The organism is Aerosakkonema funiforme FACHB-1375 (genome assembly GCF_014696265.1).
Lineage (GTDB): Bacteria > Cyanobacteriota > Cyanobacteriia > Cyanobacteriales > Aerosakkonemataceae > Aerosakkonema > Aerosakkonema funiforme_A.
Window position 1 is genome coordinate 1 of record NZ_JACJPW010000181.1, and the last position, 11,409, is coordinate 11,409.

8 protein-coding genes and 1 tRNA gene are annotated in these 11,409 nt (G+C 45.5%); 5 read left to right on the forward strand and 4 right to left on the reverse strand.

What is annotated here, in order from left to right:
• Positions 1-144: 144 nt before the first annotated feature.
• Positions 145-2,433 (forward strand): response regulator, encoded by a 2,289-nt coding sequence (locus H6G03_RS35570; RefSeq protein WP_190475379.1) that lies wholly within the window; start codon positions 145-147, stop codon positions 2,431-2,433.
• A 145-nt stretch (positions 2,434-2,578) separates the two neighbouring features.
• Here the strand turns inward: H6G03_RS35570 and H6G03_RS39400 are convergent, their stop codons facing one another.
• Together H6G03_RS39400 and H6G03_RS35580 are read right to left on the reverse strand one after the other, a co-directional pair.
• Positions 2,579-4,840 carry a hybrid sensor histidine kinase/response regulator gene (locus H6G03_RS39400; RefSeq protein WP_206756672.1) on the reverse strand — a complete coding sequence of 754 codons (2,262 nt, stop codon included), beginning with the start codon at positions 4,838-4,840 and terminating at the stop codon, positions 2,579-2,581.
• A gap of 275 nt (positions 4,841-5,115) precedes the next feature.
• A complete protein-coding gene (locus tag H6G03_RS35580) occupies positions 5,116-5,727 on the reverse strand; it encodes a TetR/AcrR family transcriptional regulator (RefSeq protein WP_190475383.1) in 612 nt (203 codons plus the stop codon).
• Positions 5,728-5,848: 121 nt separating this feature from the next.
• Between H6G03_RS35580 and H6G03_RS35585 the strand changes: the two genes are divergently transcribed.
• Complete coding sequence (locus tag H6G03_RS35585) at positions 5,849-7,498, forward strand: phytoene desaturase family protein (RefSeq protein WP_199315641.1); 1,650 nt, start codon at positions 5,849-5,851, stop codon at positions 7,496-7,498.
• 228 nt (positions 7,499-7,726) lie between these two features.
• Here the strand turns inward: H6G03_RS35585 and H6G03_RS35590 are convergent, their stop codons facing one another.
• Positions 7,727-8,263 carry a sterol desaturase family protein gene (locus H6G03_RS35590; protein ID WP_190475385.1) on the reverse strand — a complete coding sequence of 179 codons (537 nt, stop codon included), beginning with the start codon at positions 8,261-8,263 and terminating at the stop codon, positions 7,727-7,729.
• Between the two features lie 394 nt (positions 8,264-8,657).
• Here H6G03_RS35590 and H6G03_RS35595 point away from each other — a divergent pair, with 394 nt between their 5' ends.
• From H6G03_RS35595 to H6G03_RS35605, 3 genes are all read left to right on the forward strand, one after another.
• On the forward strand, positions 8,658-9,434 hold the full coding sequence (locus tag H6G03_RS35595) for an SDR family oxidoreductase (protein WP_190475387.1): 777 nt from the start codon (positions 8,658-8,660) through the stop codon (positions 9,432-9,434).
• Positions 9,435-9,588: 154 nt separating this feature from the next.
• Positions 9,589-9,662, forward strand: a tRNA-Val gene (locus H6G03_RS35600).
• Between the two features lie 449 nt (positions 9,663-10,111).
• Positions 10,112-10,942, forward strand: coding sequence for an ABC transporter permease (locus tag H6G03_RS35605; RefSeq protein ID WP_190475390.1), 831 nt, complete (start codon positions 10,112-10,114; stop codon positions 10,940-10,942).
• Positions 10,943-11,048: 106 nt separating this feature from the next.
• Here the strand turns inward: H6G03_RS35605 and H6G03_RS35610 are convergent, their stop codons facing one another.
• Complete coding sequence (locus H6G03_RS35610) at positions 11,049-11,342, reverse strand: hypothetical protein (protein WP_190475392.1); 294 nt, start codon at positions 11,340-11,342, stop codon at positions 11,049-11,051.
• Between the last annotated feature and the right edge of the window lie 67 nt (positions 11,343-11,409).

The following is an 11,409-nucleotide window of genomic DNA, read 5'->3' on the forward strand; positions in this document are numbered from 1 at the left end:
GCCGCCCAACAAAGTAAGGTTGGCTAAACCTGAACTAAACGCCTGTGGACAAGTTGCGTGCCGACACCCTTGGTAGAAACAGGAAGTAGACAGCGTTGTCCAATTATGTCCGGCAATGTATAAGTTCTACGTAGCAGTATCGTTATGTCTGCAATTGCAGTTCCTAAAAAAACAAACAGCAAAATCAATATTCTGATCGTGGATGACCAGCCGGACAATTTGCGAATCTTGTCTAGCATTTTGCGGGATGAAATGTACAAGGTGAGACAAGCTATCAGTGGAGAAGTCGCCTTGGCTGCGATTCAGGCCAATACTCCCGATCTGATCTTGCTGGATATCCGGATGCCACAAATGGATGGCTATCAGGTTTGTTCGATTCTGAAAGCCAATCCCGCCACTCGCGATATCCCCGTGATTTTCTTGAGTGCGTTGAATGATGCCAGCGATAAGGTCAAAGCCTTTGCCGCTGGTGCAGCAGATTATATTACCAAACCCTTTCAAACCGAGGAAGTACTGGTTCGGATCGGACATCAACTCACGATTCGGCAGCAGCAGCAGCAATTATTAGAGCAGAATCAACAGCTACAGCAAACCGGAGCAATGCTGCAATTTCAGGCCGAACAAGAACGGTTAATGGGCACAATTATTCAACGAATTCGGCAATCTCTCGATAAAGAAGTTGTTTTCAGTACAACGGTTTCTGCCATTCAACAGTTGCTGCGAGCCGAGCGCGTTTTAATTTATCAATTGTTTGAGAATCACACGGGAAAAGTGGTTGACGAAGCAGTTGTATCCGGGTTCCCAGCTATTTTGGGAATGGATTTTCCACAAGAAGTATTTCCCTCCACTTATCACGAACTTTACAAACACGGCAGGATTTGTATCATTAATGATATCTATGCCAAAAATGCTGATATTACCCCTTGTTTAGTTAAATTTGTCGAACAATGGGCAGTTCGAGCCAAGTTAGTTGTACCGATTCTGGCTAATGAAAACCTCTGGGGATTGCTGATTATTCACCATTGCTCTGCCCCCAGAGTATGGCTGCGTTCGGAAGTGAGTTTGCTTTCCCAACTGGCAGGGCAGATTGCGATCGGTATTCAACAGGCAGAACTATATCAGGAAATCCAAAATTTTAACAGCACTTTGGAACGGCAAGTGCATATTCGTACTTTACAATTACAGCAATCCCTCGCCTTTGAAGCTACTCTCAAACGCATTTCCGATAAAGTACGCGACTCGTTAGATTCCCATCAAATTCTGCAAATTGCAGTCAAAGAATTAGCCACCGCGATCGAAGCAAAAGCTTGCGATGCTGCCCTCTACAGTCCAGATCGCCTCACCTCGACAATTCACTATCAGTATGTGCAACCTGGGCTACCCGCGACTCAAGGACAACAAATCCAGCTCGAACATGCACCTGAGATATACGCTCAATTGCAGCAGGGATATTGTTTTGCGTTTTGTCAGATGCAAGTTAGCCCCATTCCCTATCATTCAGCAATTTTCGTCTGTCCGATAGTTGATGGGCAATTGCAACAAGCTGGAATTATTGGCCATCTTTGGGTATTCAAAGCGATCGGTTCTAGCTTTAGCGAGATGGAAATTAATTTGGTGCAACAAGTTGCTAACCAGTGTGCGATCGCTCTCCGTCAAGCTCAATTGTATGAAGCTGCTCAAGCTCAGGTCAAGGAACTCCAACGACTCAATCAACTCAAAGACGATTTTCTCAACACTATCTCCCACGAACTGCGTACCCCAATCTCTAGTATCCAAATGGTCACTAACTTATTGATAACGCTAACTAATCAGGAGGAAACTTTCGTTCGGGAAATTTGTGATTTTAAAGAACAAAATAACAAAGCGATCCATTATCTCAAGGTTTTGCAGGAAGAATCTGAGCGGGAACTAAACTTAATCGAAGATCTGCTCAGTCTTCAGCACATCGAAGCGGGTGTTTACGCCAGTCAACCTACTCCGATCGATTTGCGAGACTGGTTGCCTCATGCGATCGAAAGTTTTGAAATTAGAGCCCGAAACCAACAGCAAACACTACAAGTTGAAATCGCTCCCGATTTTCCTATCCTGACTGTTGACTTGCATAGCTTCAGCCGGATCGTCACCGAACTACTCAATAATGCCTGCAAATATACCCCCCCCCGTGAGACGATCTCTATTTATGCTTATACAAAAACCGACCATTTCTATTTAAATATCGTGAATACGGGTGTCGAAATTGCTCCCGAAGAACTGCCTCGTGTTTTTGATAAGTTCTACCGTATTCCTAACAAAGACCCTTGGAAGCACAGTGGCACTGGCTTGGGACTGGCACTGGTAAAAAAGCTAGTTGAGCAAATGCGTGGGACGATCGCTGTTCAAAGCGCGAACAATGCTACCCAATTCATCATTCGATTGCCTCTTTTTATTGAGTAATCTTATCTCTAATTATACGGAATAAGTAGGTGGGCAGAATTACTCCCTTCCCGCTCAAACAATATGTATTGCTTTAGGGGGGAGCGCGGGAGCCAAAAGTCAAAAGTCAAAATTCCTTCCTCTCCCTCTCCCTCTTCCCGACGCCCTAGCCCCCAGTCCCTAGCCCCTTTAAATTGACGATCGCCTTTACCAACTCTTCTGGCTCAACAGGCTTGGGAATATGCCGCTGAAATCCAGCTGCGATCGCTTGTTGTTGGTCAATTTCTCCTGCATAAGCCGTCAGAGCGATCGCTGGCACCTGTCCCCCCTGTTCTGGCGGCATAGTTCGGATTTGCCGAATTAACATATAGCCATCCATCTTTGCCATCCCAATATCGCTGACCACCACATTTACGCTCGATCGCGAGAAAACTTCCAAAGCTTCGATCGCAGATTGAGCAGTTATAACGATCGCCCCTGCTTGTCGCAGGATGAACGCAACTACGTCTCGTGCATCTTCCTCATCATCTACTAACAAAACTCGAAGCTTAGCAAGTGGGCAATCGGCAATAGACAATGAAGAGTAGTCCAATAGCTCACTTTTCTCTTCTGCCAATTCGCTGTTTTCGATTAAGGGCAGCTCAACTGTGAAGGTAGCACCCTGTCCTTCGCCAGGGCTATCTGCGCGAACAGTTCCACCATGTAACTCAACTAAATGACGAACTATTGCCAACCCCAGTCCCAATCCGCCAAATATTCGCGTGGTGGAAGAATCTGCCTGACGGAAATACTCAAACACATGAGGTAGAAATTCTGGAGAAATGCCTTTACCAGTATCGCTAACAGTAATTTGAGCGTAGGAATGGAGAGAGAGAGAAGATGACGAAGCATTTTTGCGATCGCTTTTATCTTCCTCAACTTGCTGCAATCTCACCTCCACTCGCCCTTTCTCAGGTGTAAATTTGACTGCATTAGAAACTAAATTCCAAACTACTTGTTGCAAACGTCCAGAATCTCCTAAAACCTTTCCAGTTGTTGAATCGAGCGATACCTGGATTTGAATCGACTTGGCTTGTGCGGCTAAACGCACCGTCTCCAGTGCCGCGTTAATTGTCCAACCTAAATCTACCGGAGCCATATTTAGGTTTAATTTACCTCGTAGAATGCGGGAAACATCCAACAGATCCTCAATAAGTTGAGTTTGGAGTTTGGCATTACGCTCAATTGTTTCTAGGGCGTAAGCAGTTTTTGCCGCATCTAATCTGCCACTGCGAAGTAATTTAGACCAGCCGAGAATTGGGTTGAGGGGCGTTCGCAACTCGTGAGATAACACAGCCAGAAACTCATCCTTGATGCGGTTGGCTGCCTCGGCTTCTTCTCGCGCTGCTTCCGCCTGTGCTAGATTTTCTGCTAATTGCCGCTCCCGTTGCAAAAGCAAATTAGCCGAAAATTCGAGGGATTTACCTAATAAAGCGATTTCTTCGATCGGTGAGGGCGCGATCTGAGGGCGTTCCCCTTTGGCCAACGCTTCGGCGGCGGCGGCAGATAAGGTAATGCTGCGAGAAATCTGCCGCGCCAGTACGATCGCACCAGTACCGCTGATGAGCAGCAATGTCAAACCAGAGCCGATCGCGACCCACATCGCTTTTTGTGAGGGGCTTTGGATGACTGCCACCGGGACAGTGACGGCAACCGTCCACCCCAAATTCTCGATCCGACTATAGGCGACATATACCCGCTCTCCTTCCAGCGTCCTGTCGCGGTACACTCCCTCACTTGACTCCGCAATCCGTTTGAGGAAAGATGCTGTTCCCCGCTTTCCCACAAAACGATCGGGATTGCGAGTGCGAGCCACCACAATACCGCGAGCGTCAACGACTGTACGAGTCCATTCTCCATCTACAGGAGATTGTTCTTCCACGACGCTCGCTAGTGCTTTCGGGGTAATCACAGCCGTGAGAATGTACCGTAGATTGCCGTTGCGGATCGCGGGAACGCGGACTGCAAAGGCTAGATTTCCCTGCTCTCCAGGGGTGAGATTGCCCACTGTCGGCTGGCGTGTCATGGCAACCCGCACTAGGCTTTCTCGCTCGATCGCAGAAGGCAACGGCATACCAAAAGGTTTTTTGGTGTTCGCCAACTGACGACCGTTTGGTGATAGGAGGATGGCAGTTAACCAGGTTGGTTGCGTCTGCACTACCCGCAGAGCCTGATTGTAAAAGGACTTCAGATCCCCTCGATCGAGTTGCTCGGATGTCGCCAGCGCTTGGAGCGTCCGAGATGTGCTGGCAATCTCGCGCTCTACTGTCTCTGCTAAATTACGGGCAGCTAAAAGTGCGCGGCGCTCTGATGTTGCCTTCTCTTGCTTTGACAGTTGGTAGACGACGGCAACCGCAAACAAGACTACCGGGAGCAAAGACCCTGCCACAAGTAGCACCAGATGCCACCTGAGCGGTAGCACCCAGCTACTGAACATTGTCGAAGTACGATCTGTGCTTGTTTGAGGCAACCCGTTCACCTAGCAGAACTGAAAATTTATCCCTGTAGTTTTTGTCGGTCATATCTTCGATTGTTGCTCTATGAAGAGATCTCCTCCCTCGTGCCGATCGAAGATTATCGCGAGGGCTTCCTCATATCACTTTCCGGAAACCCCGACGTTTTGATAAAAAAGTAGGATTAAAAGTCAATTTCTCACTGCTAATTTTAATGATTGAGTGCCAATCCCCGAACTAAAGTTTCCGTGACGAAGGTAGCAAGACTTTCAACCTCTTTAGTATTACATAGAGAAAGTTGACCATCCATCAGCAGCATTGCCAATCCATGCACCAACGACCAAGCAACCCACGCTAACTGTCGAGATTCTCCAGAACGGATCGTTCCAGCAATTTGTCCTGCCTCGATCGCATTCACAAGTACCCCAAACGCTTCCTTACCCGCTTCCTCCAACAACGGGTACTTGTCTGGATTGCCCCGATAAGCACCAAACATCACTCGATAATGGGATGGGTGTGCGATCGCATATTGCACGTACCCTACACCGATCGCTTCCAGCCGCCGCAACGAATGGGATTCAGCTACAGCTAAGGCTGTATTGAGCGCTTTTGTCAATCCCATAAATCCTTCTTGCGCTACAGCTGCTAAAAGTGCTTCCTTGTCCTCAAAGTGACGATAGGATGCTGTATGAGATACCCCAATCCGACGCGCCACTTCTCGCAGCGACAGGCTGCTGACATCTTTTTCGGCAATTAGTGCGATCGCTTCATCCACTAACGCCTGTCGCAAATCCCCGTGGTGATAAGTCTTTTTGCCACTCATCGGTTACCAGTCCCAAATTGAAGAACTTTTCTTTATTGTATGTTGACACTGGTAACTTACTGAGTTAAATTAGATGTTAACAGCGGTAACATACTAAATCCACTCGCAAAAGGAGCAGCTCGTGAACACTATACAGTCAGATCGGCACTACGACATAATTCTGATCGGTTCCGGCATGGGTGCGCTAACAGTCGCCAGCTTAATGGCACAACTACAAGGCAAGCGAGTTCTAGTTTTAGAACGTCACTTCAAAGCCGGAGGATTTACTCACTCCTTCCAACGCCAAAAATTTCATTGGGATGTCGGCATTCACTATGTTGGGCAAATGAATGAAAGTTCATCGGTGCGGCAATTGTTCGATTTAGTGACGCGCAAAGGCGTGCAATGGAACAAAATGCCCGAACCGTTTGAGAAATTCGTTTATCCTGACTTTCAGTTTGCTCTCTATGGCAACAAAGAACGCTACATAGCAGATTTACTTCGCCTCTTTCCCACAGAAGAAAAAGCCATTCGCCACTATTTCAAAGATCTATCCAAAGCCGCTAACGCTTTGTTTTTGCACAGCCTGCGACAAAATGGTACGGCTTTGTTTCAGGTGATGGGATGGTTGGGGAAAATAGTAAATCGTTTTCCGTTAAATCTCACAACGCAAGCTTATTTGGATAGTCACTTCCAAAATCCTCAACTGAAAGCATTACTCGCTTCTCAATGGGGAACCTATGGATTGCCTCCCGCCCAAAGTTCTTTTGCAGTTCACGCTACGATTGTCAATCACTACTTGGATGGAGGCTACTATCCGGTAGGCGGTGCGGGAACAATTGCGAAAAGCGTTGAGAAAATTGTGGAAGAACACGGTGGTAAGTTCCTTTTAAATCGAGAAGTCACCGAGATTTTAATTGAGAATAACCGCGCCGTTGGTGTGCGAGTCAGGAAAGTCAACACAAAAGATGTTATAGAAGAGTATTACGCACCTGCGATTATTTCTAATGCTGGGGCTGCTACTACTTATCTGAAACTGATTCCATCCAATTATCCGATTCCATTTCGAGAGTCTTTGCGTAGATTTATGCAGCAGCATCCACCAGCAACGAATGTGACGCTTTATCTGGGATTATCGTCCGACCCGCGTCAGTTAGGTTTTCAAGGCGAAAATCACTGGATTTACGAAGACACCGATCATAATAAAGTGTATGGCGATCGCGCTAATTGGATACATACTGGCAAACCATTGCAAGCATACCTTTCCTTTCCATCTCTCAAAGACCCCAAAGCAACAACTCATACGGCTGAAATTATTACTTGGGCAGATTACGATGAGTTTGTCAAGTGGCGAGAACAGCCTTGGTTGCATCGAGACCGAGATTACCAAACTCTCAAGCAAGGTATTAGTCAGGCGTTGATAGATTTAGTCGATCGGCATTATCCTGGATTTGCTAATTTAGTCGAATACTGCGAAGTTTCTACTCCTATTACGAACGAACATTTTACCGCACATCCCCAAGGCGGAATTTACGGAATTGCTGCGGTGACAGAACGTTTCCAAGCCGAAAATGCAGCGTGGATGAAAGCAAAAACCCCTTTAGAAGGGTTATATCTTACTGGCGCGGATTTAGTAGGAGGAGGTATTGTACCAGCGACGATCGCAGGAGCTATAACGATCGCTCATATTCCCGGTGGAATTCCGCTTGCTCAAACATTTACTACAGCTGCTAAATTTGGCAAGCATGAAGTAACTGCACAACCGCTGTTAGTATCAAATCGCGTTCATTAATTACAGTTGGATGAAACAGGGAAAAATTTAAGAGTTTCCAGTCCGCTCCCCTGTCGATATTTTTCGATTTGGCTCTTAGCCGAAAGCAAAAAATTTAACATCGTCACTAATTTCGTAACTAGGCGAATATAGCAAAAGCTGTTGTCAGTAGGGGCGAAGCATTTAGCAATAACTCTTTTGGCAAGAGCGAAAAATTATCGCCCAAATGCGAAAGCCCCTCCCTATCTCCTAGTTTCTCGCCCCTAGTCCCTGGCTATATTTGTTTACAAGCGGAGATTGTTTCAAATAAAGCCTTAACAGGCGCAGCCAGCGCAACCAAACTTTAGCAGGTTCCTCAAAGAAGGTAAAAATATCACCGTAAGCCTGGTTAGTTTTTTGATGGTGTATCCAATGCCTTTCTGGAGTTGTGATAAAGATTACTTTGCACAAAATAGTCACTAGCTTGGGAGTTTTTGCTCCCAAGCTAGTTATATGTCTCCACCAAACGTGAAATTGACCGAAAAGCAGTCCGCCAATTACACCTATAGGAGAAAAAGGCCACAGTACTACTGCCACTATCAGGTAAGGCAATGCACCCAGGATTCCATCTAAAAGAACCAGCGGATTAAATGTCAAGATAGCGTAATGACGGAAGTTTTTTTTCCAGGAATGGTGAGTTGTTACGTGGAGAGTACCAAAAATGTGTTCGGGTATGTGGTAAAAAAAGGTAGAAAGGAAGTCACCCAAAAACAGTAATAACCAAGCTACACAGATTGCTTCAAGCATTTTTACTTCTCAAATTCAATCAAACGTTAAAATCATACTTACTTTTGTTAAACTAAACCTTAAGAAAATATTAATATTTAATTAATTATTGAACATTTCAACTACTCTAATTGCTCATATGGCTTGAGCTAGTCCCATTTCTCCAAAAATGCCATCGATATCAACGAGATCGATCGGCCATTAAACTTATCGATTCCCACTCTAAAAGGAGTATGAAACTATGTTTGATTACAGCTTAGAACATCTCTTTTCTTACACCATAATTCTGAAAAACCCGATTGAGTTTATTTGTCAGCAATCGGTAATTTGTTGAAAATTACCTTATTTGAGTGCAATTACAGGCTCTAGCAATGCCATAATAGTTTTCTGCAATCCTATCTGGTAATCGATTTTAATGACTACGCCCATACAAGTTCTAGTTACTGGTGCAACAGGACGTACAGGTTCGCTCGTTTTCCAGAAATTACAGCAACGTCCCCAGCAGTTTATAGTGCGGGGATTTGCTCGTTCCAGCGATAAAGTTCGGCAATTATTCGGCACAAGCGATAACTTTTTCTACGGTGATATCCGCGACTCAAACACTCTGATCGAAGCGCTAGAAGGTTGTTCTGCGTTGGTCATTCTCACCAGTGCTATTCCCCAGGTGAAAGGAATCCCACAACCGGGTCAGCGTCCTGAGTTTACCTTTCCTGATGATGAAATGCCACAAGTAATCGATTATCAGGGTCAGGTTAATCAAATCGATGCTGCAAAAGCTTCTGGAATCGATCGTATAGTTTTGGTCGGTTCAATGGGCGGCACTAATGAAAAGCATCCTCTTAACAGTATCGGCAATGGCAACATCTTGATTTGGAAACGTAAGGCAGAACAGTATTTAATTGATTCTGGCATTGATTATACGATCGTTCGCGCTGGCGGTCTATTAGACCAAGCGGGCGGCAAACGAGAACTTCTAGTCGGTAAAAATGACACCATGCTGGTTAATCCACCAAATGGAATTCCGACTTCGATTCCCCGTGCAGATGTGGCAGAAGTGGTGGTGCAAGCTTTGTTGGCACCAAATGCTCGCAACAAAGCATTTGACTTGATTTCTCAACCGGAAGATGCGCCCGGTACTGTAGTGACTACAGATTTTACCGCTTTGTTTGCACAAACGACACCAGGATTGTGATTTATTAGACATCTCCTCCACAAGAATCTCAAAAGGCAGGCAGGATGCCTACCCCACAAGAATTTGTGGAGATGTCTAATAGACATCTCCTCCAAAAGAATACGGAAGATTTGCAAATCCAAAGAAAGGTGTGTTATAGTAATAAAGCTGAAAAGGACGCATAGCTCAGTTGGTTAGAGTACTACGTTGACATCGTAGGGGTCACTGGTTCGAGTCCAGTTGCGTCCATTTAATTAATAAAGCTGAAATGTATAAAGCACAAGGGTTTCAGCGTTATTTTGCTATTGTACAGTTTGCATTTAACCCTGTTACACAGGCATATAACACAAAGAAATTGACCTAAATCTGACCTAAGCGTTAAATAGCTTCTGATACTCTTCTGCCTAGTTAGCGGGGATTCCACATAAAATCGTGCCATCACGTCTTACAGGCGATTCTGGTAGGAGTGCGATCCTATTAGCAAGCAAACCGTCATTGGGCAATAGCGCGAGTACGGTTTTCCGCACATAAAATTGACGAAATAAAAAGGATAGCAGTTGTATTTCTACTATCCTTCATTGATTGAATTGAGTTACTAGAACAAATCAGGTACTTCTACACGATTGATGATACCTGCATAATTGTTATAGATTGTTTGAATTCCATCAAGAATGTAGCAAGGCCCCTCCCCTCTTTCAATGAAAGCACTAAAACGGTTTTTAAAATCCATTTCCGGGAAAGTGGGCCTTATCCTCACCATCACCATCATCCTTCTTTCCCTTTTAGCCCCCATCCTCCATCCCTACGATCCCGCTACGGACAGAAATTATCTGGTGCGGTTGCAATCTCCCACTCCCGAACATTGGTTTGGTACTGATGGATTGGGACGAGATATTTTAGTTTTGGTGTGGTACGGGATGCGAACTTCTCTATCGGTCGGACTGATATCGGTGGGATTGGGACTGATAGCAGGATTAATTTTGGGATTGATTGCTGGGTATTTCCGAGGTTATCTCGAAACAGTAATTGGTTGGTTGACGGATATTTTGTTGGCTTTTCCATCTATATTATTAGCGATCGCGATCGTCACCGTTATCGGCCCCAGTTTGCCAAGCGTTATGCTGGCAGTGGCAGTTGTGCAAGTTCCCATTTACATCCGACTGACTCGCAGTATGGTACTCTCCCTCAGAGAGCGGGAATTCGTTCAAGCAGTCAAAGCACTCGGCGCTTCCCCAACGCGCATTATTTTCTACCACATTTTACCCAGCACCCTATCGCCCATAGTGGTGCAAGCTACACTTTCCATTGGTACTGCTACCCTAGAAGCAGCAGGATTGGGATTTTTAGGTTTGGGCGCACAACCTCCCACTCCAGAGTTGGGAACTATGCTTTCCGACGCTTTCAAAGGCGGTTATTCTCTTTCTTCACCTTGGACGACAATTTTCCCCGGTTTGTTTATTACCCTAACAGTCTTAGCTTTTAATCTTTTAGGAGACGGTTTGCGCGATAGTTTAGATCCCCGCACTTAAAAAGGGAGTGGGGGAGCGGGGGAGTGGGGGAGCAGGGGAGTGGAAGAATTAATATTTCCCTTTTTCCTCTTCTTTTTGACTTTTGACTTTTGACTTTTGACTTTTTCTAGCCCCTACCTCTGAACCAGCCAGTTACGGTGTATAAAACCATGTTCATTGCTGATGCGATCGCACTGAACAAAAAAATTCTTTCCCTCACTTCTCTACCGCTCATCCGATAAGTTGTGGCACGACCCCTGCCACCTGCCCCATCGCGTTCTAAATCGTAAAGAATTTTTTCTACATACCACCTGTCAGACTTGCCTGGATATTTAAATTTTGCTTGTTCCAGCAGCCTTTTTGCTAAGGCTTTATTTCCTTTTACCGAAAACCGTGCGTGAAAGCCCCTGGCTTTAGACATGGGGATGAAACGCACCTGGCGATTTTAATCGCCGTCAAGTCCCTGGTTTCCACTTCTGATTCTCAAT

Coding starts and splice junctions, on each gene's coding strand:
- H6G03_RS35590 (WP_190475385.1), bottom strand. CDS start 8,263: ATGCTTGAAGCAATCTGTGTAGCTTGGTTATTACTGTTTTTGGGTGAC.
- H6G03_RS35610 (WP_190475392.1), bottom strand. CDS start 11,342: ATGTCTAAAGCCAGGGGCTTTCACGCACGGTTTTCGGTAAAAGGAAAT.
- H6G03_RS35580 (WP_190475383.1), bottom strand. CDS start 5,727: ATGAGTGGCAAAAAGACTTATCACCACGGGGATTTGCGACAGGCGTTA.
- H6G03_RS35595 (WP_190475387.1), top strand. CDS start 8,658: ATGACTACGCCCATACAAGTTCTAGTTACTGGTGCAACAGGACGTACA.
- H6G03_RS35605 (WP_190475390.1), top strand. CDS start 10,112: ATGAAAGCACTAAAACGGTTTTTAAAATCCATTTCCGGGAAAGTGGGC.
- H6G03_RS35570 (WP_190475379.1), top strand. CDS start 145: ATGTCTGCAATTGCAGTTCCTAAAAAAACAAACAGCAAAATCAATATT.